This window comes from Streptococcus mitis, from assembly GCF_023110375.1.
Taxonomy (GTDB): Bacteria; Bacillota; Bacilli; order Lactobacillales; family Streptococcaceae; genus Streptococcus; species Streptococcus mitis_CI.
Genome location: NZ_JALDVV010000007.1, coordinates 16,761 through 41,322, shown reverse-complemented (window position 1 = coordinate 41,322; position 24,562 = coordinate 16,761). Strand labels below are relative to the sequence as shown.

At 39.5% G+C, this 24,562-nt stretch carries 24 protein-coding genes and 3 pseudogenes; 4 read left to right on the top strand and 23 right to left on the bottom strand.

Annotated elements, in window-relative coordinates:
* Nucleotides 1-7: 7 nt before the first annotated feature.
* The 12 genes and pseudogenes from M1G12_RS06065 to pbp2b form a co-directional block, all read right to left on the bottom strand.
* Nucleotides 8-793, bottom strand: a complete 786-nt coding sequence (locus M1G12_RS06065; RefSeq protein ID WP_247942496.1) for a YlmH family RNA-binding protein — start codon at nucleotides 791-793, stop codon at nucleotides 8-10.
* Entirely contained in the window at nucleotides 790-1,053 is a 264-nt protein-coding gene (locus tag M1G12_RS06060) for a YggT family protein (protein ID WP_247949562.1), read from the bottom strand. Before M1G12_RS06060 ends, M1G12_RS06065 begins: the two co-directional genes overlap by 4 nt.
* Nucleotides 1,053-1,586 carry a cell division protein SepF gene (locus M1G12_RS06055; protein ID WP_247949561.1) on the bottom strand — a complete coding sequence of 178 codons (534 nt, stop codon included), beginning with the start codon at nucleotides 1,584-1,586 and terminating at the stop codon, nucleotides 1,053-1,055. Before M1G12_RS06055 ends, M1G12_RS06060 begins: the two co-directional genes overlap by 1 nt.
* 9 nt (nucleotides 1,587-1,595) lie before the next feature.
* A complete protein-coding gene (locus M1G12_RS06050) occupies nucleotides 1,596-2,267 on the bottom strand; it encodes a YggS family pyridoxal phosphate-dependent enzyme (RefSeq protein WP_004261850.1) in 672 nt (223 codons plus the stop codon).
* A 4-nt stretch (nucleotides 2,268-2,271) separates the two neighbouring features.
* Nucleotides 2,272-3,528 (bottom strand): cell division protein FtsZ, encoded by a 1,257-nt coding sequence (gene ftsZ / locus M1G12_RS06045; RefSeq protein WP_247942492.1) that lies wholly within the window; start codon nucleotides 3,526-3,528, stop codon nucleotides 2,272-2,274.
* Nucleotides 3,529-3,545: 17 nt separating this feature from the next.
* Nucleotides 3,546-4,925 (bottom strand): cell division protein FtsA, encoded by a 1,380-nt coding sequence (gene ftsA, locus M1G12_RS06040; RefSeq protein ID WP_247949560.1) that lies wholly within the window; start codon nucleotides 4,923-4,925, stop codon nucleotides 3,546-3,548.
* 214 nt (nucleotides 4,926-5,139) lie between these two features.
* The gene (locus tag M1G12_RS06035) at nucleotides 5,140-5,844 is read right to left on the bottom strand and encodes a YwaF family protein (protein ID WP_049551303.1); all 705 of its coding nucleotides are present in this window, start codon (nucleotides 5,842-5,844) and stop codon (nucleotides 5,140-5,142) included.
* Between the two features lie 90 nt (nucleotides 5,845-5,934).
* Nucleotides 5,935-6,546 (bottom strand): annotated as a pseudogene (locus tag M1G12_RS06030) (NUDIX hydrolase N-terminal domain-containing protein).
* Nucleotides 6,533-7,906: a UDP-N-acetylmuramoyl-tripeptide--D-alanyl-D-alanine ligase gene (locus M1G12_RS06025; protein WP_247949559.1), complete on the bottom strand. Its 1,374-nt coding sequence runs from the start codon at nucleotides 7,904-7,906 to the stop codon at nucleotides 6,533-6,535. The pseudogene M1G12_RS06030 and the gene M1G12_RS06025 overlap by 14 nt, the downstream one beginning before the upstream one ends.
* 84 nt (nucleotides 7,907-7,990) lie before the next feature.
* Complete coding sequence (locus tag M1G12_RS06020; protein WP_247949558.1) at nucleotides 7,991-9,034, bottom strand: D-alanine--D-alanine ligase; 1,044 nt, start codon at nucleotides 9,032-9,034, stop codon at nucleotides 7,991-7,993.
* A 174-nt stretch (nucleotides 9,035-9,208) separates the two neighbouring features.
* Nucleotides 9,209-9,805, bottom strand: coding sequence for a recombination mediator RecR (gene recR / locus M1G12_RS06015; protein ID WP_000966754.1), 597 nt, complete (start codon nucleotides 9,803-9,805; stop codon nucleotides 9,209-9,211).
* A 10-nt stretch (nucleotides 9,806-9,815) separates the two neighbouring features.
* Nucleotides 9,816-11,873 (bottom strand): penicillin-binding protein PBP2B, encoded by a 2,058-nt coding sequence (pbp2b, locus tag M1G12_RS06010; RefSeq protein WP_247949557.1) that lies wholly within the window; start codon nucleotides 11,871-11,873, stop codon nucleotides 9,816-9,818.
* Nucleotides 11,874-12,065: 192 nt separating this feature from the next.
* Between pbp2b and M1G12_RS06005 the strand changes: the two genes are divergently transcribed.
* Complete coding sequence (locus M1G12_RS06005) at nucleotides 12,066-12,917, top strand: MurR/RpiR family transcriptional regulator (RefSeq protein WP_247949556.1); 852 nt, start codon at nucleotides 12,066-12,068, stop codon at nucleotides 12,915-12,917.
* A 61-nt stretch (nucleotides 12,918-12,978) separates the two neighbouring features.
* On the opposite strand, the gene M1G12_RS06000 is transcribed toward M1G12_RS06005, so the two are convergent.
* The 11 genes from M1G12_RS06000 to M1G12_RS05950 all read right to left on the bottom strand — a co-directional run bounded on the left by M1G12_RS06000 (nucleotide 12,979) and on the right by M1G12_RS05950 (nucleotide 22,245).
* Nucleotides 12,979-13,329 (bottom strand): type II toxin-antitoxin system RelE/ParE family toxin, encoded by a 351-nt coding sequence (locus tag M1G12_RS06000; RefSeq protein WP_033684864.1) that lies wholly within the window; start codon nucleotides 13,327-13,329, stop codon nucleotides 12,979-12,981.
* Entirely contained in the window at nucleotides 13,319-13,606 is a 288-nt protein-coding gene (gene relB / locus M1G12_RS05995; protein WP_000951987.1) for a type II toxin-antitoxin system RelB/ParD family antitoxin, read from the bottom strand. The genes M1G12_RS06000 and relB overlap by 11 nt, the downstream gene beginning before the upstream one ends.
* A gap of 96 nt (nucleotides 13,607-13,702) precedes the next feature.
* Entirely contained in the window at nucleotides 13,703-14,587 is an 885-nt protein-coding gene (locus M1G12_RS05990; RefSeq protein ID WP_247949555.1) for an ROK family protein, read from the bottom strand.
* Nucleotides 14,588-14,604: 17 nt separating this feature from the next.
* Nucleotides 14,605-15,522 carry a dihydrodipicolinate synthase family protein gene (locus M1G12_RS05985; RefSeq protein ID WP_001281495.1) on the bottom strand — a complete coding sequence of 306 codons (918 nt, stop codon included), beginning with the start codon at nucleotides 15,520-15,522 and terminating at the stop codon, nucleotides 14,605-14,607.
* Between the two features lie 68 nt (nucleotides 15,523-15,590).
* On the bottom strand, nucleotides 15,591-16,694 hold the full coding sequence (locus tag M1G12_RS05980) for a Gfo/Idh/MocA family protein (RefSeq protein ID WP_000241736.1): 1,104 nt from the start codon (nucleotides 16,692-16,694) through the stop codon (nucleotides 15,591-15,593).
* A gap of 41 nt (nucleotides 16,695-16,735) precedes the next feature.
* Nucleotides 16,736-17,569 carry a carbohydrate ABC transporter permease gene (locus M1G12_RS05975; protein ID WP_000730332.1) on the bottom strand — a complete coding sequence of 278 codons (834 nt, stop codon included), beginning with the start codon at nucleotides 17,567-17,569 and terminating at the stop codon, nucleotides 16,736-16,738.
* Nucleotides 17,569-18,453, bottom strand: a complete 885-nt coding sequence (locus tag M1G12_RS05970; protein WP_000237988.1) for a carbohydrate ABC transporter permease — start codon at nucleotides 18,451-18,453, stop codon at nucleotides 17,569-17,571. Before M1G12_RS05970 ends, M1G12_RS05975 begins: the two co-directional genes overlap by 1 nt.
* Nucleotides 18,454-18,531: 78 nt before the next feature.
* Entirely contained in the window at nucleotides 18,532-19,869 is a 1,338-nt protein-coding gene (locus tag M1G12_RS05965) for an ABC transporter substrate-binding protein (protein ID WP_020903252.1), read from the bottom strand.
* Nucleotides 19,870-19,887: 18 nt separating this feature from the next.
* A complete protein-coding gene (locus M1G12_RS05960) occupies nucleotides 19,888-20,340 on the bottom strand; it encodes a YhcH/YjgK/YiaL family protein (RefSeq protein WP_000587482.1) in 453 nt (150 codons plus the stop codon).
* A gap of 24 nt (nucleotides 20,341-20,364) precedes the next feature.
* The gene (locus M1G12_RS05955; protein WP_247939516.1) at nucleotides 20,365-21,063 is read right to left on the bottom strand and encodes an N-acetylmannosamine-6-phosphate 2-epimerase; all 699 of its coding nucleotides are present in this window, start codon (nucleotides 21,061-21,063) and stop codon (nucleotides 20,365-20,367) included.
* A gap of 201 nt (nucleotides 21,064-21,264) precedes the next feature.
* Complete coding sequence (locus tag M1G12_RS05950) at nucleotides 21,265-22,245, bottom strand: acetylxylan esterase (RefSeq protein WP_049546539.1); 981 nt, start codon at nucleotides 22,243-22,245, stop codon at nucleotides 21,265-21,267.
* Between the two features lie 280 nt (nucleotides 22,246-22,525).
* Between M1G12_RS05950 and M1G12_RS05945 the strand changes: the two are divergent.
* The 3 genes and pseudogenes from M1G12_RS05945 to M1G12_RS05935 form a co-directional block, all read left to right on the top strand.
* Nucleotides 22,526-23,076, top strand: a pseudogene (locus M1G12_RS05945) (GNAT family N-acetyltransferase).
* A 145-nt stretch (nucleotides 23,077-23,221) separates the two neighbouring features.
* Entirely contained in the window at nucleotides 23,222-24,133 is a 912-nt protein-coding gene (locus tag M1G12_RS05940; protein WP_078238166.1) for an Rpn family recombination-promoting nuclease/putative transposase, read from the top strand.
* A gap of 4 nt (nucleotides 24,134-24,137) precedes the next feature.
* A pseudogene (locus M1G12_RS05935) lies at nucleotides 24,138-24,548 on the top strand (Rpn family recombination-promoting nuclease/putative transposase); the annotation flags it as partial.
* Between the last annotated feature and the right edge of the window lie 14 nt (nucleotides 24,549-24,562).

The window sequence follows — 24,562 nt, the reverse complement described above, 5'->3', positions numbered from 1 at the left end:
TTTTTCCTCACTTACTTAATAACAATTGGACCGTTAATTTCTTTTTATCTTTTTTTGTTTGCCCATTATCTCTAACGAGTTTCAATCGACCAAATTTCCTTACACTAATCAGATCACCAACTTGAACTGCATAATCTGATTTTTCAACTAAATGGTAATTAACTTGGACTGCCTGTTTTTCAATTAACTGACTTGCCTGATTTCTAGACAGCTTGAAGACACCTGCCAGAAAAACATCTAATCTAGAACTAGCAATACAAATATCTAATTCTTGATAATCTTCTACTGTAGCAATTTTCTCAGTAAAATCCCGTTCTTCTAGACGAACCGGTAAACGAGCAATTTTCGTAATGCCGTCTTGAAAAAGGAGCATAAACTGTCGATTAATGATAATCTGTGCTCTCTCTTCGTTGACTAAGATATCACCAAATAGCTTCCTATCAATTCCTAGCTGATTTAAAACAGTTCCTAATATTTTTGCATGCGTTAGGCGTTCAAACTTATTAGGATAGACAATTTCTTGCAAGGAAAGTTCAAAATCAGAGAATTCCGGCTCAAAATAATCAGGATACAGAAGAACCCGTACATATTCAGTTTCAAGAAACTGCCGACTGCTCATGTAGGAGATGCCGTTGGTTGATGCTAGCACCTTTAAAATCTTTTCTTGATGGGGATTTACAAAAGGTGATAAAAAAGGAGAATAAGAATCTTCTACCTTTTTTATCCATTCTACTCCCTTATCAATAAAAGACGAATCATTCTTAGAAAAGTGTTGATAAATCATCTTGTTCATAGAAAGATCACTAAAAGTCGAATCAACTGTTCCCCTAGGAAGTGAACTAGTAATACCGCAATCCAGACAGACAAGTCAAGACCTGCAATCTGGAGGGGTAAACGTTGCAAGGGAGCTATTATCGGTCTCACTAAACTAATAATCAAGCGTCCAAGACGTGATTCATAAGCATTAGGAAACCAAGACATCAGAGCAAACACGATTAAAATCAGTGAATAGATATCCACTGCATTTTGAACAAAACGAATGAGAAAGATCATTATCTCACTCTCGTACGTTTCATATCAAAGCCAAATTCACCATTTTGTGATTCATCTGGAATTTTGATGTCTTCAATATTGACAACAACATCAACTGGTGTCAGCAGGTACATAGTAGATGCTACCTTTTTCATGTTACCAGCTAAAACATGGCGCGCCCCATCCAGATAGTCCAAACAACGACGTGCTTGAACTTCTGTCATATATTGGAAATCAATCAAAATACTTTCGTTACCAGCTAATAAATCAACAATAACTGTGGCATCTTCGTATTTACGTGGATAACGAACATCAATTGTCACCTTATCAGTAGAACGTTGACTTTGCATAGCCAACTCTTGTTGACGGGCATGAAGACGAGTGATGTTTTTATCTTTTGATGGCGTGCTACCAGCTTGTTGAGGCAACTCTTGAACAGAAGGGACTGGAGTCACAATCGGCTCTTCAGCTTTAGGCTGATATGAATTACCAACATCTTCTCCATCTTCTGTAAAATAATCTATAAATTTATCAAATCTATCTTTTAAAGACATATTTCTTTCCTATTTAAAAAATGCTGTACCAATTCTGACAAATGTTGAGCCAAATTCAATCGCTTCCTTGTAGTCACGACTCATACCCATACTCAAGTCCGTCATTGGCATATTGGGAATTTGTTTTTCTCTAATTTCTAGTTGCAAATCCTGCGTAGCTTTAAAAATTTCTTTCAACTCATCACTACTAGCTTCAAAAGGAGCCATGGTCATCAAGCCGACATATTCAATTTTATCTAAGGTGGCCAATTCTGGTAAGAGCTCCAATAGTTCTTCTCTTGAAAAACCATGTTTGCTCTCTTCCCTTGAGATATTTACTTGTAAGAAACACTTAACAACTCGGTCACTTCTTTTTTGAATTTCCTCTGCTAGCTTTAATGAATCCAAAGCGTGGAAATAATCAACATACTGAATGACATCTTTGACCTTGCGTCTTTGCAAGGTTCCAATCAAATGCCAGGTAATATTTCTATCTTTTAAAGCTTCATATTTCTCAAGAAATTTATCCACACGATTTTCACCAATATGATGCACACCTAGCGGAAGCAAAGCCTCCGCTGTCGGTACGTCTACATATTTTGTAACAGCAACAACCGAAACAGAATTGGCTTCTCTTCCTGACTGCTGACTTGCATCTTTTATTTGTTGAAAAACACGTTCTGTATTTTCTTTCAAATTCATTTACTTAACGATTTTTGAAAAATGGAGGAGTGTCTAATTCATCCTCATCGTGTAAAGATGGCGCTTCGAAACGTTCAACTGGTGATACCACTGAATCAGTTGGTCGAACAATTGTCTCACGACGCAGATCCCAATCACCAAATGCTGAAGATTGAGAAGTTTCTGTACGACGAGGTGCTGGACTTGGAATTTCTGCAGTTTCAGCCATATCAAAGTGACGATTATGATTGTGTGCATGGCTAGGACTTGCTTGCTCATGACGAACAGCTTGTCTTGGTGCATGACCAACAACTTTTTCAACACGATCTTGGCGAACACCAGTTGCAACGACTGTAACACGGATTTCATCTTTCATGTTTTCATCGATTGATGTTCCGAGCCAGATGTTCACTCCTTGACCAGCTGCTTGGTTGACAATTTCTGAAGCTTCTTCTGCTTCAATCAAAGTCAAGTCAAGACCACCAGTAACGTTGACGATAACATCCTCAGCACCGTCAATAGTTGTTTCAAGAAGTGGTGAGTAGATTGCCTTACGAGCAGCTTCTACCACACGTTCTTCACCACTACCGATACCGATACCCATTAGGGCGTTCCCTTTATTTGCCATAACTGTTTTCACATCGGCAAAATCAAGGTTAATCAAACCAGGATTTGTGATCAAGTCCGTAATTCCTTGAACACCTTGGCGAAGTACGTTATCTGCTTCGCTAAGAGCTTCAAGAAGTGGAGTTTTCTTATCAACAATTTCAAGCAAGTTGTTGTTTGAAATAATCAATAGAGTATCCACATGCTCACGAAGTTGATTGATTCCTTCTACAGCATACTGACCACGTTTACTTCCTTCGAAACCGAAAGGACGTGTCACAACACCAACTGTAAGAGCACCTAAATCTTTAGCAATGCGGGCAATAACAGGAGCAGCACCAGTACCTGAGCCGCCTCCCATACCTGCAGTAATGAAAACCATATCTGCTCCAGTAATAGCTTGAGTCAAGGCTTCTTCGCTTTCTTCAGCTGCCTTTTGACCAACTTCAGGTCGACCGCCAGCACCCAAACCACGAGTCAATTTAGGGCCTAACTGAATTACAGTCTCAGCTTTTGTACTACTCAAAGCTTGTACATCTGTGTTTGCTGCGATAAATTCTACGCCTGCAACACCTTCGTCAACCATGCGGTTAATGGCGTTACCGCCACCTCCACCAACACCGATTACTTTAATAACTGCACCTTGAGCTGCTGCTGTATCAAATGAAAATGTCATAGTTTATTTTTCCTCTTTTATTCATCAAACATGCTTCCGATTAAGCCACGGAAACGATCTGCGATTTTTGGTTTATTTTGAGAAGATACTTTATCTTCTTTCAGAGCAACTACGTTCGTAGAAGCTGATTGCTCTACCTCAGTATTTTGAACTGGTTGAATAGGGGTCGGTTGTGCTACCTGAGTAACACGTTGAATCATCCCACCAAAATTAATAGGTTGGTGACGCAAAGTATCTTCACCCTTAACTGCTCTTTGTGCTAACAAATGCACTTCAGTCAATTGACCAGCAAATTCAGACAAGCTAATCACATGAGCAAAAGCAGGGTTACGGATTCCAACTTGATTTGGAACGTAAAGTTTGACACCAATGCCAAAGACTTCCTGTGCAAGTTCTACAATACCTGGTAAAATAGCATTTCCACCAATCAGAACAATCCCACCTGGAAGATCCAACAAATGTCTTCTTTCCAACTCTTGTTTGATTTGTTCAAAAATGTGCTTAATGCGGGCTGAAATAATCTCTGCTAGGTAGCTTTCTGTAACTTCTACAGGTTCCACTTCACCAATTACTTCAACTTGGAAGGTTTCATTGCTTGCAAGTGAAGGGTAGGCTTCACCATAGTTCAATTTCAATCCTTCAGCTAGTTTTTGTGAAGTCTTCAAGACTTTAGAGATATCTTTTGTGACATAATCTCCACCTTCTTGAAGAATATTTGTAAACTGGAGTTCTTGGTTACGGATTGTAGCAACAGTTGTTTGACCTGCTCCCATATCAATCACAGTAGCTCCAAATTCACGTTCTCCTTCGTTCAAGACTGAACGAACCAAAGCCAATGGTGAAATAATAATATTTTCAACTTGAACACCTGAGCGCTCAACTGTCTTACGTAAATTGTGAAGAATAGTACGTGGACCTGTGTAAAGCAAACCACGCATTTCAAGACGAACACCCATCATGCCACGCGGGTCACGAATACCTTGGAAACCATCTACGATAAATTCTTCTGGAATAAAAGTAATGACTTCACGATCTGGTGTCATACTCTTTGTCAAAGCTGATTTGACAACATTTTCGACATCTTGGTCTGTAATTTCTTTTGTATCAGATGTAACTGGAATCATTCCTTGAGTTGGTTCTACCTGCAAAAGATTTCCAGGCAAGCCAACATTCACTGATTTAATTGAAATGCCAGCTTTCTCTTCTGCTTGGGAAATAGCTGACTTGATAGCAGTTGCTGCTGCTTCAATATCAACGATAATCCCATCCTTTACACCTTTACTCTTGGCATTACTTACACCAATTACATTAAGTTCACCATTTCTAAGCTCGGCAACCAATACTTTAATCGAATTAGTTCCGATATCTAAGCCTGTAAAAAAACCATCTCTAGCCATTACATCGCATCCTCTCTCTTCCAAGTTTCAAACTTCTATTCAATATAGCTAAAATAGGGCATAGCTATTCACAGAATATTATAACACAAAAAATCCAATCGTGCTTAGTTTTTCCTAAATTTACTTACCATTTTTTCACATTCGCTCATCAAATTTTTTTATTTTCCAAACAAGTTATAAAAAATCAGATTTATGAAAAAAAGAAAGCTCATTTCTAAGCTTTCTTTGCAATCATTTTTTCTGCTTCTTGTTCTAAAAATAGTTCCAAGATTTTCTTTGTTAACGTAATCGCTGCTGATAAGGCCAGGGAAACTATTAAATAATTAGCTACTAAGCCATGGTCTCCAACCAATGGTGGTTTTGTCAAGAATCCGTAATCTCCACCTGTTACTAAATTGACCACAAAAATCAAGGCATTTAGTGCAAAGGTCATGAGAAAAATTCCCTTCACATCCAGCAATCGCGCGTTATACTGTCTCAATAGATAAACTAGAGAGTTCCCCAAGAGAGCTAAGTGGCCAAAGATAAAGGATAAAATCGCAATATGCGGGAATGGATAAGGATCTGGCACTGGATAAACAAAGGCTGCTAATGTCCCAAATGTTCCTAGTAATGCAAAATACTGCCGATATTTGGACTGACCAGGAAGCAAAAGCACCACAAACATAGCCATACGGCAATGGTAAAAGGGTAAGCTTTCTGACAATGGCATATGATTAACCCCGTACCATCCATAAAGAAGGATTAACTGAACTGCCTGCAAGATTTGGAAAAATCGTTGATAAGCCTTCTTTTCACGATAACGATAGGCTGTATAAAAGGTCAAAGCCAAGAGTGTAAATATACTGACATACCAAAAAAGGTCAAATTTGGGTGGCTCTGTTGCTTGGGTCGTAAAGAAAATATCCCATAAATTCATCTAGTCTTCCTCATGATTCAAAATTTTCCTGCATTTTATTATACCATGCTACTTGAGAAAAATGAATTTAGAAATACGATAATCATCTTCTTAGTCAAGATATTGCTCCCTCTGACCTTGATAAACCTGCCAAAGAAGCTCTATTTGCTCCTTGGTAATGCGTTTTTCAGATAAGGCTGGCAGTTGGTCAATGGCAAAAAATTGAAGGTCAGCAATTTCTTGATTTTCTTGGAATTGTCCATCAAGAAGCTTACATTCAAAAACAAACTTTGCATATTGCTTGCTCTGTAGTTGGAAACGATTTGTATCAAAAACAGCTAGTAGTCTTTCTACTTTAGCTTCAAAACCGGTTTCTTCTTCAATTTCCTTGAGAATATTTTCTGTTGGAGAATAGCCGACTTCACCAAAGCCACCTGGCAAAGCCCAACTATCCTCTCCTTATCCCCTAACCAGACAAATCTTCTCATCCTCAACAATCCAAGCACGGACGTCCATTAAGGGAGTCGCATAAGCTGAAGTTGGTTTCAAGACTTCTGCTACTTCTTCTGCATCCAGGTCTGATCCCTGATTCAACATTTCAGATAACAGACTTCGCAAGTCCTCGTAGCGCTCACGGTCAAAAGGATCTTTTGTAAAGGTTAAGCCAGTATCTGTAAGGGCAATCATTCTTTGCAGATACTTAACAAAATCACTTGGTTTCATTTTCTAAACTTTCTACCAGCTTGGCTAGATTCATAGAGTTAGAGCCTTTGAGCAGGATTTGATCATTAGCTCCAAGGCTTTCTTTAACCTGCTTAACTAGGTCTTCAAATTGGTCTTGGTCTTCTGTTTTCTTGAAGTAGTAAACGTGGCCAATTGGGAACATTTGACTGGCCAATTGGGCTAATTCAGCAATGTCTTCTCCATAGAAAATAACGGTATCAAGCACATCTGGAGAAAGGCTCAAGATCATCTGATTATGAAGCTGAATAGACTGGTCGCCCAGTTCCTTCATATCCGCCAAAACTGCAATTTTCTTGCCACCTTCATTGGCTGGAATGGCAGAGAAAGTCTCTAAAATCAGTTTCATAGCAGTTGGATTGGCATTGTAAACATCTGACAAGATATCTGCTCCATTGGCTGCTTTCTTCCACTCGGTACGATTACGCGTCAATTCAAGATTTTGGAAGGCCTGATGAATTTGCTCCTCTGAAACTCCTTCTTGTAGGGCAACATAGGATGCAATCATAGCATTGGTGGCATTGTACTTGCCAGTTACTGGCAAATCAAGGGCTTGCTCCAAGAAATTGGATTTAAAGGTCAAGCTATCCTTACGCTCAATCAAGTCGGTAATTTCCAACTCTGCCCCTTGCCCAAAACGAACTACCTTTTTATCAGTTGGCAAGTAATCCTCTATAATAGGGTCAGCTGGTACTAAAAGCAAGGAACCAGGTGCCATCCCGTCTGCAATTTGCATTTTTCCTTTAGCAATCTCAGAACGGTCTTTGAAAAAAGCCAAATGGGCTTCTCCAACCAAGGTCACGATGGCTGTTTTTGGACGAGCCAATTCAGACAAGAGATGGATATCTCCCAAGTGATCCTGCCCCATCTCCAATACCAACTTTTCTGTTCCTTCAGGCATATGGAGAACTGTGTAAGGAAGGCCAATCTCGTTATTGTAGTTTCCTTGTGTTTTGTAGGTTTTGTAGGTTGTTGACAGCAAGTGAGCTAACATATCCTTGGTCGTTGTTTTACCATTTGAACCTGTGACAGCAAAAACATCAACTGCCGTTTTTTCAAGATAGTAGGCAGCTAGTTTTTGAAAGGCAGTCAAGACATCATCTACTAGAATGTAGGGATGATTTGCGATTTCTTTCTCAGACAGGGTTGCTGTCGCACCATTTTCAAAGGCTGTTTCGATAAAGTCATGACCGTCACGCGCACCTTTGAGGGGGACAAATAAATCTCCTGCCGCAATCAAACGACTATCAAACTCAGCATTTTCCAACTGAGCATCATCAAAGATGCTGACATCATTTTTAGCTCCGACAACTTGGGCAACTTCATGGATTGTTAATTTCATTTCTACTCCTTTAAAAAGGGTCGAAGCCCGAGAACTCTAGTCACCTTGCAGTGATAGTTCTGGCTCCTACCCTCTCTTTCATTTTTATAGCAAATGTGCTTCGCGCTTGTCAAAACTTTCCTTAGCAAGTTCAACCAAACGCTCGATTAGTTCTGGGTAGCTGATTCCCATATTGTCCCAAAGTAGTGGGTACATAGACCACTGGGTGAAACCTGGCATGGTATTGAGCTCGTTTAGGAAAATCTCTCCCTTGTCTGTATAGAAGAAATCGCAACGAGAGAGACCGAGGCCACCAATGGCACGGAAGGCTGTTTCTGCATACTGACGCATGACAGCTATCACATCATCACTGATTTTAGCTGGGATATCCATGGTAATCTTGTTGTCAATATACTTGGCATCGTAGTCATAAAAAGCAACATCCTTGACTACTTCTCCTGGTAGCGTACTCTTGACATCGTAGTTTCCCAAGAGACCAACCTCGATTTCACGAGCATTTACCCCTTGCTCTACCAAGACACGGCTGTCATATTGGAAGGCAAGTTTCAAAGCTTGACGGAGTTCCTCTTGATTTTCAGACTTAGAAATACCGACACTTGACCCCATGTTTGATGGTTTTGTGAAGACTGGATAAGTCAATTTTTCTTCAACTTCGGCAATTTTAGCAGTCACATCATCACCTTCGACAATGGCCACATAAGGAACTTGGGCAATCCCGACAGATTCTAACACACGCTTGGTCGTGATTTTGTCCATGGCAAGGCTAGATGACAATATGTTACAACCAACATAAGGCATTTTCAAAACTTCCAAGAATCCTTGAACTGAGCCATCTTCTCCCATCGGACCGTGAAGAACTGGAAAGACTACTGCACCTTCTTCGTAGATGGCACTTGCCGCTATTTTCTTGTCCCAGTCAATAGTCGCATTGGTCATGAGACGATCCTCTTGACCTGGAGTCTGGCTAAATTCTTGCGTTTTGATAAAGTCACCTGACTGACTGATAAAGAAAGTCTTGACTGTGAAACGGTCGTAGTTTACCGCACGCATGACACTTTCAGCTGAAAGGACAGAGACTTCACGCTCTGCACTACGCCCACCGTATAAAAGAATAATCGTTTGTTTCATATTATTTGTTCCAATTCTAATAGAATACTCGTTCTTTAGTATATCATATTTGCTTCTTTTTTGAAACTTGAACCTGATACTGGTCTTCAATAAATCTAAAAAGAGACCGATAAAACAACTGTCGATCTCCGTGATTTTTGTATAAATGAATTGAGTGTGTTAATTTGTCTAGACTTACAACTCTGTTCGATTTTCAATGGCTCGTAAGAGTGTCACTTCATCCGCATACTCAATGTCCGCTCCGACAGCGAGACCTCGTGCTAGACGCGTAACCTTGATACCAGCTGGCTTGAGCAAACGTGAAAGATACATAGATGTCGCTTCACCATCTGCTGTAGCATTTGTTGCTACGATTACCTCTGAAACTTCACTATCCATCAGACGAGTCATAAGACTCTTAAGATTGATATCATCTGGACTGATACCATTCATGGGAGAAATGAGTCCATGTAAGACATGATAGAGTCCATGGTATTCTTGAATATTCTCCATGGCTGCCACATCGCGACTATCTTCGAGAACTAAAATCGTTGTCTGGTCACGAGTCGGATCGGTACAGATAGAGCAAGGATCGTCATCAGTCAGGCGACCGCAGATGGAACAGTAGGTCAGCTCTCTCTTAGCAGAAAGGAGATTTTTAGCAAATTCATTGACATCGTCATCAGACATTCCAATAGTATAGAAGGCCAGACGGGTAGCCGTCTTAATCCCGATACCCGGTAACTTCGAATAACTGTCAATTAGCTTGGCAATAGGTGTTGGATAAAGCATATGTTCCTTTCTAATTCATTGGATGATGTTGGTTATAGAGGTTGATAATATCGCGCGCAATGGAAGGTCCGACACCATTTGTAAGGTTGGTGTTATGAGGGAAGACAACAGCTACAGCGATTTGAGGATTATCTGATGGTGCATAGGCCACAGCATTGGTATTGTTGGCTTTTTGACCTCCCTCAACATAACTTTCGGCAGTACCTGTTTTACCACTAATGGATACCGCTGCGCCGTTTGAAAAGGCACGACCTGTTGTCAAAGCACTACCACCATGTGAAACTTGATAAAATCCTTGTTGGAGGATGGAAACATCAGACTCAGAAATATTAATTTTATTCATTTCCTTGGTTTCAACAGATTGGATTAAGTTCCCTAAGCCACCTTGTTCGTTGTTTCCATAAATTCCCTCGACAATGTGAGGTGCAATCCGAACACCGTTGTTGGCAATAGTTCCAACGTACTGGGCCAATTGCATTGGGGTGTAGTTATCAAACTGACCAAATGCATTGGTAATGTAATTAGCAAAATTATACTCTTTTGGTATAAAACCGGTTGACTCATCTGGAAGGTCAATGCCTGTTGAGGCTCCAAGACCATATTCAGCAAATGTCGAACGAAGTTTCCCCATAGCGGATTCTAAATTGTTAGTTAAAACAAACATATTGGGTTGATAGGTCTGACCCATAATGCCCAAAGCCGTTTGAACCATATAGGTATTAGAAGAATACTCCAAGGCTTCCACAGCTGTAATCGGGAATGAACCGTAAGCTTGAGTATACCAAGAATTAATTGGAGCTGAACCTTGGAAGACAATCGGTTGGTCTGTCAAGGTCTGGTTCCCTGACAAGACTCCATTTTCCCAACCTGAGCTGATGGTCGCCGCCTTGACAACAGAACCCGGGACAAAGACATTGGTTACTGTTCCCAAGGAATCAGGTGTTAAATCTCCCGTTTTCAAGTCATGTTTGAGTCCTGACATAGACAAAACCGCACCTGTTTTTGGGTTGAGGGCAACTGCATACACACCTTCTGAATACTTGGCTCCTCCATTTCCCAGTTCGGAATTGAAATAACTCTTAAGCAGATTGTCCACACTATCTTGGAAGGCCAAATCAATAGTCAGTTTAATATTATTCCCTTTGGTACCATCTTCGATATTTTCGACACTTTCCATATTGCCATACTTGTCTAGCTGGATTTCTTTCACAGAGCGTTTTCCTTGCAAGGTTTCTTCATATTGTTTTTCTAGATAAGAGGTTCCAACACGGTCATTTAGAGAATAACCCTTTTTGATATAAGCATCTGCTTCTTCAGCTGGAAGACCGGCTTTTTCACTGGATACACTTCCTACTATAGATGAAAGTGAAGTCTCTAGGACCTTTCGATCCCACGAAGTTGAAATACTGATACCAGGTAAATTCTTAGAGGCCGAAGCTATCAATGCAATCTGAGTATCTGTCAAGGAATCTGTCGCAATGGTTCCTGTCGCAAAATTTTCAACTGCATTAAGTTGGCTAAAGAGGTAAATTTCTTTCTTTTCGTCATCAGAGTAGGTCAATTGACTTGGATCGATACTTTCAACAGTATTATTGTAAAGCTCGGATTCAGATAATTGATTGCCATCAGAATCCAAGCGTTTCTCACTTGGGAGAGCCTCCACTGTTTTTTTATAGATTTCAGGATCAGCCAAATAGTAATCTGCCAGCTGGCGTTCTGTCAAGTTTGGCGAACTGATGCTCACATAAGTCAGTAACTTTTTAGCTATTTCTTTTAAGTCTGTAGCCGTCATTTTATTGCTACGCGTAAAGGAAACAACCTGCTTTAACGTATTTTCTACCAAAGGTTTTCCACTAGCATCATAAATTTCCCCACGGGCAGAACTGGTTGTGACCTTGGTCTGACTAGCTGAGGCTAGCTTTTTTTCGTAAAAATCCTTGTTCAAAACCTGCATATACAACAAACGACCAATAATGGTCATAAAGAGTAAAATGACGATTGAAAACAATAAATTAAGCCGAATCGGAATCGAATGGCTGTTAAATTTTCTCATACAAATCAGTCTCATTTCTAACTTAAAATCTTACTCTTAATTGTACCACAATTTGAGCAGAAAATTATGGAAAAGAAAGAAGCTTTTTTTCGTTTTTACAGTAAGATACGTTTTTATTTATTCATCCCTATATTATATGTTATAATGAATGTAAAAGTTCGATGACCCAGTCTTTTTCCAATACGACTCATTTAAAGGAGCCTTTCTATGGACAAACCAGATATAGCAACCATCATTGATTCCCACTTCGAAGAAATGACAGATTTAGAGCAAGAAATCGCTCGCTATTTTTTACAATCTGAAACCATTGCAGATGATTTATCATCCCAGCAAGTCACTCAAAAATTACATATTTCTCAGGCTGCTTTGACCCGCTTTGCTAAAAAGTGTGGCTTTACAGGTTATCGAGAATTTATTTTCCAATACCAACACCAAGCAGAGAAACAAGACACCCATTCTCACAAACACAGTCCACTGACAAAACGAGTCCTTAGAAGTTATAGCAGTATGCGGGAGCAAACACAGGACTTGATTGACGAAGTCCAACTAGAACGAATTGCCCAGTTAATCGAAGATGCTGAGCGTGTCTACTTCTTCGGAACAGGGAGTTCTGGCCTCGTAGCTCGTGAAATGAAATTACGCTTCATGCGTCTAGGTGTGGTCTGTGAGGCCTTGACTGACCAAGACGGTTTTGCTTGGACAACCAGTATTATGGATGAGAATTGTCTCGTACTCGGTTTCTCTCTTTCTGGCACAACCCCTTCTATTTTAGATAGTCTATTAGACGCTAAGGAGATGGGAGCAAAGACTGTACTCTTTACAAGTGTTCCCAATAAAGATAGTCAGACCTATACGGAGACTGTTCTTGTAGCCACCCACAGCCAGTCTTCTTACATCCAACGTATATCCGCTCAACTTCCTATGCTCTTCTTTATCGATTTGATTTATGCCTACTTTTTAGAAATCAATCGTGAAAGCAAGGAGAAAATCTTTAACAGCTATTGGGAAAATAAAAAACTCAATGGCTATCGTAGACAAAAACGTGTAAGAAAATCCTAGTTTAGTTAAACCAAACTAGGATTTTTATTCATCACCAAACATACCTATTCAAGATTATGAATTAGTCATATCTTGACTTAGTCTTGAATAATTTCATGTAATCACTTTTTGAAGGGAGTAAATAAGCAAGTCTGACGGTATCCTCAACAATTGTATATAATACGATGTAATCCTTACTCAAGGTCAACCCTCGCGTTTGGTAGCGAGGGTCTAATTTCTTACCAAATTTTTCATCGGCATCAAATCCAGCTTGGGGGAAAATTTCTAGCCGATTAATATCTTTTCTAATACTCGCCACTTTTCGTCTCGCAGCCTCTACAGAACCGATTTCCTCTGCTATATACTGATATATTTTATCCAGACTATCAATCACTTTAGGAGAATACAAAATCCGATATTTTTTATAATCCATAGCGTGTCACGACATCCTCATCTGTCAAGTAATTTCCAGCCTCAATCTTGGCATAACTTTCTTGAACTTCTGCTTGTAATTGTCTAAACAAATACTCCTTCTCTAATTCCTCTTCACTCAGTAAATCTACTTCATTTGTTACGGCAACATTCTTTAAAAATAATCTAAGTGCTGATGAAAGGGAGAGATTTTGTTCTTTTAACACTTCCATAGCATCATTTACCAATTCTCTATTAGCTTGGAAGGTCACAATTTTACTTGAATTTGCTATAGCCATTTTATATAACTCCTTTATATATTTTATTTATTATCTCACAATTATAAAGAAAGTCAAGGGAACTTGATTAGAAAATCCTAGTTTGGTTGAACCAAACTAGGATTGTTTTGTTTTAAAATGATAATAAGCTCCCAACATACCTGCTGTATTTTGATGATGAGCAAATTCTAATCTCGTCTTATCAGCCAGACTTGGTACCAAAGCATCTTTCAAAGCTTTTCGAATTTTAGGCTTGAGAATAGCCTCTTGCCCCATAATACCGCCACCAAGAATGACTACTTCTGGATTGGCCACATAGCAAATATTTGCCAGACCTTTTCCTAGATAGTCTACCATGCGGTCAATGCCAGCCATACAGATCTTGTTTCCTTCAGTAGCCTCCTTGAAAATGCGTCGACCATTCCAGTGTTCCACTTCCTCACCATGAGCCTTAGCTACATACTCAACCAAAGCTGTGGTAGAAGCGAGATCCTGGAACGCTCCATCCTGCATATGCATATAACCAACTTCGCAGGCTGAATTGCTAAATCCATGGAAGACTTTCCCATCCATAATCAAGCAACCACCGATACCTGTTCCAATAGTCAAGCAAAGGGTGACACTCGCTCCCTTGCCTGAACCAGATACCGCTTCAGCAAGACCTGCACAGTTGACATCATTTTCAATCTCACAAGGAATATTAAAGCTAGTCTCGATTTCCTTTTTGAACTGGGTGCCTGCGTAGTTAGGGATTTGAGGCCCAGCATAGAAAATTTCACCCTTGTCTGGATCCACCATCCCAGCAGAAGAAATGGCAACACCTGCTACTGAGCCTTTTTCTAAATAGCTGGCTACAATATCTTTGGTCTTTTGTAAGATATGAGGTCCACCTTTATGCGCCTCTGTTGGCATTTCATACGATTCAACAAGTTGGCCTTCTTGGTCGATCAAACCATATTTGATGTTGGTTCCACCGATATCAATTGCAACGTAGTATGTCATAAATACCTCCTTATGAATTAGAGGAAGCGCTCCTTGGTTTCACGAATCAAGGCTGCAGCTGCTTCTACAACTGGACGATCTTCTTCAGTCACTGGTGTCAATGGTGAACGAACAGAACCAATATTCAAACCTTCATTGATTTTCAAAACTTCCTTAATCACACCATACATATTTCCATGTGCAGCAGTCAATTTGCCAATGATTGCATTGATAGCGTATTGCAATTCACGCGCTGTTTCCAAGTCTTTGTCAGCAATCAATTGGTTGAGTTTCAAGAAGAGTTCTGGCATAGCACCATAAGTACCACCGATACCAGCCTTAGCACCCATAAGGCGGCCACCTAGGAACTGTTCATCTGGACCGTTAAAGACGATATGGTCTTCCCCACCAAGGCTCACAAAGGTTTGGATATCTTGAACTGGCATAGAAGAGTTCTTCACACCGATAACACGAGGATTTTTCAACATTTCAGTATAGAGGCTTGGAGTCAAAGCAACCCCTGCCAATTGAGGAATGTTATAAATCACGTAGTCTGTGTTTGGAGCTGCAGAACTGATATCATTCCAGTATTTAGCAACTGAGTATTCTGGCAAGCGGAAATAAATCGGTGGAATCGTTGCAATAGCATCTACTCCTAAGCTTTCAGCGTGGCGAGCAAGTTCCATACTATCTTTAGTATTATTGCAAGCTACGTGAGCAATAATAGTCAACTTCCCTTTGGCAACTGCCATGACTTCTTCCAAGATTAACTTGCGGTCTTCAACACTTTGGTAGATACATTCACCAGAAGAACCATTGACATAAAGACCTTGAACACCTTTATCAATGAAGTATTGAACCAAGGCACGCGTACGCTCTGGACTTACTTCTCCTTGATCATCATAACATGCGTAGAAGGCTGGAATGACACCTTCGTATTTTTTTAAATCTGACATAGATTTTCTCCTAACTTATTTCCGAAATGAGGGGAGAAAATAAATTTTTCATCCCCTTTAAATTATATTTATTTTACAATTTCTGACAATTTTACTTTACGATCTTCGAACATAGATTGGGTACAAGCATCTGCAGTAGCAATCGCTTCTAGAGCAGCTTCACCTGTCAACAATTTTGCAAATTCTTCTGATACTGGGGCTCCTTGCATAATCTCATGCAGATAGCGCATTTCTTTGTCAATGACAGATGATAACCATAATGGAGTACGTTTACCTGGTTTGCCATAAGCAATTGCTCCGTCCATCTCTGTACTATGATAGATACGAGTCCGATCATCATCTTCTTCTTGCGATTCATGAATCAAGAAATAACTTTCTTGTCCATCTAGCTTAAGAGTTCCTTTACAGTTGAATAAATCTAAGCGGATAGCACCTTTTGTTCCTTGAATTAAGACATAATGTTCACCCCAACGATAAGCTGAACCCCATTCTAACAAGGCAAAACGCTTATTAGAAAATTCCATATTGACAAAAATCATATCATCTTCATCACCGAAATTTTCACCTTCATGGGCTACATTTCCACCTGTCATGGTTACAGTTTCAGGCATACCACCCATAAGAAATTGCACGCAATCCAATTCATGGATGTGGTGATACAAGTGACCACCTGATTTTTCACGGATTTTTTTCCATGATACTGATGGTTGTTGTTCTTCCCAACCATTACGAGCTGTGTGACAGTATAGAACGTCTCCGATGACTCCTTGATTAATGAGTTCTTTTGCATGATGGACACCATTAAAGAAGTTCATAATATGTCCTGCCATAAAGGTTACATTGTTTTCTTTACATGCATCTACCATCTCGCGACAATCTTGATAAGAAAGCGCAATTGGTTTTTCACAGAAAACATTTTTACCATGTTGTGCGGCCTTAATAACTGGTTCTTTATGAAGATTATTTGGAGTTGCGACAATAACACAATCTACTTCATCGCTAGAAACCAACTCATCTAAGGAGCTTGCTACTTTTGCTCCCAATTCTTCTGCAATTGCCTCTGCATTATCTGGATCATAGAGAAGAGTAATCTCTGCTCCATCATTCTTTTGCATATAACGAGCTAACTCAGCTCCAAAATATCCTGTTCCAACAACACCATATTTAACCATGTTTTTCTCCTTTATTATTGAATAAACTTTCTAATTTTAACTTATTTTACAGATCCTTCTGATAATCCACTTGCAATTTTATTTTGGATGATAGAGAAGAAAATAATCGATGGAAGAACTACAATAACAGATGCAGCCATCATATCTCCCCAGTCTAAAATTTCTGAACCATTAAGTGAACGAAGGGCTACTGCTACTGTCATCTTTCCTGTATTGTTAATCAAAATCAAAGCATACAAGAATTCATTCCAAGCATTGATAAATGTATAAATAGCTGTTGCTACAATACCTGGTGCTACAATCGGTAGCACAACTTTATAAAAAGTAACAAATTTATTTGCACCATCAATTCTAGCTGCTTCTTCAATTCCAATTGGAACTGTTTGGAAAAATCCAACTAAAAGCCAAACCGCATATGGAACACTAAAAGATAGATAAACCATCATCAAGCCAAATAAACTATTTGTTAATCCAACTTTAGCAATGGCTATTGAATAGGGAATTGCTAGCAAAATTGGTGGAAAAATGTAGGTAATGACAAGTAGTCTTGACATGATTGCTCCCAATTTAGGGAAGAATCGAACAATACCATAGGCTGCCATAGCAGAAATAATAATCGCAATAACAGTTGTAGCTAAGGCAATGATTAAACTGTTTCGAATGTTATCAATAAAGTGCAAATCATTGATAACATGAGTGAAATAATCCAATGTAAATTGTTCAGGCCAAAATCGTGTTGGATACTGAGTTAATTCCCCTTTACCTTTGACAGAAGATATGATAATCCATACCAATGGGAAAATTGCAACGATGGTCGCACCAATCAAGAGTACATGTGAGAGAATATCTAAATAAATACCGGATTTCTTCTTCATTATTTTCTACCCTCCTTTTCCCACTTACTGATGATAGCAAAGTAGATAAAGCAAATTGCCACCAAGAAGATAAAGAGCAATACTGTAACTGCTGAAGCACGACCCAACAATTTAGTTCCCCAACCTAGGTTGTAGGCAAAAATTGGAAGCGTCGTTGTAGCATTGGCTGGTCCACCACCTGTAATTAGGTAGATAATGTCAAAGTTATTAAAGATCCATACAGTTCTCAAAACAACTAGAAGCCCTACAACCACTTTAATATGTGGAAAGACGATAAATTTGAAAACTTGCCAACTTGAAGCACCATCTATCTTAGCAGCCTCAAATTGTTCTTCGGGTACTGTTTGCAAAGCTGAAAGTACATTAACCATAATCATCGGCGCTCCAAACCAAATGTTGATAAACACCAAACATAGGAATGCCCATGTACTATCTGTCAAAAATGCAGGCGTATGTTCCATTAAACCTAATTTTACGATTAGATTAGGTAAGTAGCCATAAACCCCGTTTAGGATCCACTGCCAAGAAAAAGCAATAACGATGGTAGGAAATGCCCAAGGAACAATCAATAAGGTCCTATATAATTTCTTGAAGTGGCGTACTCTGTGAAGAGCTAAAGCCAATACAAACCCTACTAAAACTTGACCAACTAATGAGAAAACGGTCCACTTAATTGAATTAAAGAACGCATTAAAGAAGTTGGGATCTGATAGCACAGCTTTATAGTTAGCTAAACCAACAAATTTATAATTAGGCATAATCAAATGCTTATTGGTAAAGCTATAAAAAATACTCGAGAAAAACGGATAAACAAAGAGTAATCCTACGATAATCATAGCTGGCAAAACAAATATCCAGCGAGTTAAATTACGTTCTTTAACCATTCTCCTTCTCCCTTCTTTTACAAGATTGGGCTAGGGCTTTTCAGCTCACTAGCCCACCTATTTTCTAGTCTTTTACATCTACTGAGCAGCCTCAAATAAATCGTTTAGTTGTTTTTCTGCTTCTTTTGCTGCTTTCATAGGATCTGTTCCATTTGAAATGATATCTTGGAACATTTGTTCAATAATGTGTTGGTTAGTCAACATACCAGCTTGTACACTTGGTCCATTTTCATAACCAATAGCAGTACCTTTTTTAACAGCTTCAGTAATTACTTCTTCAGCATGTTTAAATTTCTTACGAGTTTCATTTTCTTTATAGGCTGCAGAATCGCTAATTCCCTTAATAGTTGGCAACATACCTACTGGAGTTGAATCAAGGAATTTAATATAGTCTTCTTCATTGTAAAGTGATTCCAAGAATGCTTTAGCAACTTCTGGATGTTTTGAATTTTTCCAAACAACCATTGGAATGTTTGATGTTTCAATTCCTTGGTCTTTATCAGATTCTTTGATTTTTGGAATAGGATAGGCATCAATCGAATCAATCAATTGAGGACTGTTGGCATTAATTCCTCCAATATGGAAGCCAGAGTTAAAGTCAAATGCTGTTTTTCCTTGATAGAACAAGGTAGCTTGTTGAAGGACATTAAAGTTCAAAGAATCTTGAGGTGAAATTTCTTTATACATTTTAACCCAGTATTTAATACCATCTTGAGCAAGTTGACTTGTCAAATCTGCTTTAAGATCTTTTGTTAAGAGACTTCCACCACCACTACGTACGTAGAAGTTCAAGAAACGTGTTGCCATTAAGTCATTTGTTCCAAACGGAACAGACAAGCCATAAACTCCAGCTTCTTTCAATTTTTTAGAAGCTTCATAGAGTTGATCCCAAGTTTTAGGAACCTCAATATTATGTTCTTTTAACAAATCTGTTCTAACCCACATGACTTGTGCATGTGAATAAAGAGGAACAGAGTAGTAATCATCTCCGATTTTTGCTTCATTTAAGGCAGTTTCGTTAAATTTATCCTGTCCAATACGCTTGATAGAATCGTTTAGCGGAACCAAAGCATCTGAGTTGACCATTTCCATTACTTGGTTAGGAAGAGCCGTACTGATATCTGGCACATTTCCATTTGCTAAACCTGTAGTCCATTTAGTATAGAAGTCATTCCAAGAGAATGTTTCAATCTTGATTTTCGTTTTTGGATGCTTTTGCATAAAAGCATCTGCTGATTTTTGAATACTTTCCAAACGTGGTCCTTGAGTAAAGGAGTGCCACATTGTAATCTCACCAGATAATTCTGTCGGTGGTTCAGTGTCAGCTGTAGTTTCTTTCTTTCCTGAACAAGCTACCAAGGCAACGGCTGCTAGCGCAACTCCAGCTAGACATAAAAACTTTCTCATTTTTTTCATTGTTCTTCCCTTTCTACATTAAGAAATCGCAACTTTAAAGACAACTTTTTTAACAGGTTCATCATTTATACGAACCTTGGGTTGATGTAAATCTTCTGGAAAAGTGATAAGGCATTCACCAGCTCTCAAATGAACTAACTGTTCCACTTCTCCTGTGTATAATTCAATATCTTTTTCTTCATCATATTTTTGGGTAACGCTTACATTTTCTGGCGATGTAACAGCCATGGCTTCTTCGTTTTCCAAAACTAAATGAATATCCAAATATTTTTGGTGAGTTTCAAAGAAGGCTCCTGCTTGACCGTCTGCTAGATAAGTAAAGCAATTACCAAATAATCGATCACCATCGATATCAATCGGACCTTCTGTTAAATTTTCTAGTCCTGTTTTTTCTAGAAAATCTATTAATGTTGCAAAATGTGGATTTACTTTCACATAAGTTCCTAAACGACTGATTTTAGTAATAATCATACTCAATCCCCCTTTCTTTATTTTTTATTTAAGACCAGCAACAAAGCGTTCTGTAATCTCTTTTGGTCTAGTAATGGCGCCACCTACAACGATGCCTCGCACTCCATATCCAAGGATTTGTTTGGCTTGTTCTGGTGTATGAATTTTCCCTTCTGCAATAACATCTACGCCGGCATCACAAAGTTTTTTGATCAATTCAAAATCTGGACCATCCACTTTTGGACTGTAAGATGTGTATCCTGATAAAGTTGTTCCGACAAAGTCAATCCCTGCTTCAACGGCTGCCAATCCTTCTTCGAAAGTACTTGTATCAGCCATCAAGAGCTGGTTAGGGTATTTTTCCTTAACCTGACGAATAAAGTCTTGAATCTCCAAACCATCGTAGCGTTCACGCTTAGTACAATCCAGAGCAATTACCTCTATATCAAGTTCTGCCAATTCATCAACTTCTTTCATAGTGGCAGTGATAAAGGGTTCTTGCGGTGGATAATCTCGTTTTATTATCCCAATGATTGGAAGGTTGGTAACCTCCTTGATTTCCTTGATATCGCGAACACTATTTGCTCGGATACCGACTGCTCCACCTTGCTCAGCCGCTTTGACCAGCAAGGGAATGACTCCTCCCGCTTCTGTATAAAGCGGTTCGTGAGGAAGGGCCTGACAAGAAACGATGATTCCATCTTTGATTTTTGCAATCAAGGCTTCTTTAGTAATCTGTGGCATCCTCTTTCCTCCTTTTCCTTGTTCTTATGAGGTCATTATATATCATTTATTAAGCGCTTTCAATACTTTGTGATAGAATAGATTTCAGTTTCAAAAGTATTTTATAGAACAGCTGTTTCTGAAAGTAGTTTCAGAGAGTCATCTATTTTAAATCATTTTTATTAAACTACAAAAAAGAGAGCTACTGGGCTCTCTCATTTATCATTTTACATACTTAAAAGGAATCTCACTACCACACAGCCAGTTGTAGACTTGGTCATTGACAAAGACATTCATGGCTTCGTGGGCATACTCAGGCATGATGCGATAGGCCTTGTCGCAAGTCAGGCGGTTGTAAATCGCAAACTGGGTAATAGGGTAGCAAACATCATCGTCCAAGCCCGTAATCATCTTAACCTTACCCTTGATACGATGGGCAAGATTTTTCACATCGATATAAGCAAGGGTCGCCATGATGTCTTCCTCAGTTTCATGGAAGGGATCGTGAAACTTGAAATATCGAAAAAGTTCGTCATAAGCTTCACTGGTATTGCCAATCTCAAGCACTCGTCTGAAGTCTGACAAGAAAGGATAGATGGCAACAGTTTTCTCAATTTGAGGATTGAGCGCCGCCGCAACCAAGGCTAGAGCCCCTCCTTGTGAGGCACCATAGCTAGAAAGACGCTTCTCATCAACCTGAGGCAGACTAGCAATAATTTCAACCAACTGGTAAATGTCCAAATAAACATCCTTATAAAAGAGATGCTCCCGACCTTCCACAGCCCCACGGATAATATGTCCCTTAACCGTATTTCCTAGAGGAGAACGCAAACCGTCTTGCGAATAACCTGACTGGCCCCGAACGTCCATGGAGACAACACCGTAACCAGACACTGTATAGGCCAGCATGTCGGCCCAGTCCCAGCCACGTCCCATATAACCATGGAAATGGAAGATTATCGGAACCTTCTCCTCACTCTTTGGAAGAACGACTCGTGCATAAACCTTGCCTTCATTGCTTCCTTCAAACGTTAACTCATAGCACTTTACTTGAGGAATGTGGAAATTCCTTTCCTCCAACTGATAAGCTGGAAGATTGGAAACTTTTTTCACTTCCTCATCCCAAAAAGCATCAAAGTCTTCTGGAACCTCGTCCCTTCCTAGATAGGTCTTAATTTCTTCTAATAAAGCTGGATTTTTCATAGCATGCTCCTTTTTTGTAATCGCTACCACCACTCTAGCATATCTAGAAAAGCAATGCAAGAAAGAAGGGTAAATAGAAAGAGATTTTAGATTTCCTTTCTTCAAACCTACTGACAGAAAGTATAATCAATTGAATCTAGAATAGTACCAATTAACTTCTAAAGTATTTTTAGAAATTAATGTGAATGTCCCAGTTGATTTGTCTACAGCTTATCTCGATATACTATAGTTTCAATGGCGATTGGACAGAGAATCATTTATCAGAAAGCGAGGTAACATCATGAAAGCAATCGGTACGCAAATGTTACAGACAGAACGTTTGATTTTGAGAAGATTTGTGGAGAGTGATGCAGAAGCTATGTTTCAAAATTGGGCTTCGTCTGCTGAGAATCTAACCTACGTCACCTGGGATCCGCATCCTGATGTTGAGGTCACTCGAAACTCGATTCGTAATTGGGTTGCTTCCTATGCTAATCCTAACTATTACAAATGGGACATTTGCCTCAAAGAAAACCCAGAACAAGTGATAGGAGATATCAGCATCGTTGAAATGCACGAGGAAGATTTAAGTTGTGAAATTGGCTATGTTTTAGGAAAAACTATTGGGGGCGTGGTCTTATGACAGAGGCCTTAAAAGCTGTGTTGGACTTTTGTTTTACTCAAGCAGGATTTCAAAAAGTCAAAGATCGATATGCCAGTCTCAACCTAGCTTCAGGCCGTGTGATGGAGAAGGCAGGGATGTCCTATCTAAAGACTGTTGCAAATGGGGTGGAGAGAAAAGGTCATGTTGCGGATCTCATTTATTATCAGATAAGCGGGGAATACAGATAAGCTTAACATTTATTGCTTATCCTCTGTTCTTATTTTTTATTTACTATTTCATTTATCCTCTCTTTTCCGAATAAATAAGTAAGTAGTGGCAGAGAATCTAGTAAACCTAGATTTAAAAATGTGCTATAATGAAAGGAGAGGAAGAATGATTCTCAGACATCCGGGCATCAGCCCGACCAATGACTTGGTTGCTAAGAAGATTTTTAGCAATCCGGAAATCACTTGTCAATTTATTCGCGATATGCTGGATTTACCAGCCAAAAATGTAACCATTTTGGAGGGGAGTAATATTCATGTCTTACCTTCCCTTCCGTACTCGGCGCAGGATTTCTATACCAGTATAGATGTCTTGGCGGAGTTGGATAATGGAACTCAAGTAATCATTGAGATTCAGGTGCATCATCAGAATTTTTTCATCAATCGCCTGTGGGCTTACTTATGCAGTCAGGTCAATCAAAATCTTGAAAAAATTCGCCAACGTGAAGGTGATACACACCAGAGCTACAAACACATCGCACCAGTATATGCTATCGCAATTGTGGATAGCAATTATTTCCAAGATGATTTAGCTTTTCATAGCTTTAGCATGCGAGAGGACACGACAGGTGAGGTATTAACTATCACAAATAATGGACAAGAAAACCATCTGGTTAAGATGGCGTTCTTGGAACTTAAAAAATACAGAGAAACCAGCAAAGATAGCATTCGCAAACCATGGCTAGAGTTTTTTGGGAACAAACCCTTTACCCAGCAACCCGAGCGAGCTATTAGCCAGGCAGACCAACTGCTAGACTATAAGAGCTGGTCCGAGGAGGACAGGAAAATGTTTAGTCAACTACGTATGAGAGAAGAACAAGCCTTGTTAGCACAGGACTATGCCTTGGAAACTGCTAGAGCAGAGGGAGTTGAACAAGGCCGAGCAGAGGGAGTTGAACAAGGTCTAGAGCGTGGGAAAATCTTTACCTTTCTAGATTTAGTACGCCAACATGTTTTAACTTCCGAATTTGCGAGTGAGCAATTGGGCATGACCGTCGCTGAGTTTGAGGCCTTGTTGTAAGACCAGCACTAATGGTCAGAAAAACCATCTGGTTAAGATGGCGTTCTTGGAACTTAAAAAATACAGAGAAACCAGCAAAGATAGCATTCGCAAGCCATGGTTGGAGTTTTTTGGGAACAAACCCTTTACCCAAGCACCCGAGCGAGCCATCAGTCAGGCAGACCAACTGCTAGACTACAAGAGCTGGTCTGAGGAGGATAGGAAAATGTTTAGTCAACTACGTATGCGAGAAGAACAAGCATTGTTAGCACAGGACTATGCTTTGGAAACTGCTAGAGCAGAGGGAGTTGAACAAGGTCTAGAGCGTGGGAAAATCTTTACCTTTCTAGATTTAGTACGCCAACATGTTTTAACTTCCGAATTTGCGAGTGAGCAATTGGGCATGACCGTCGCTGAGTTTGAGGCATTGTTGTAAGACCAGCACTAACG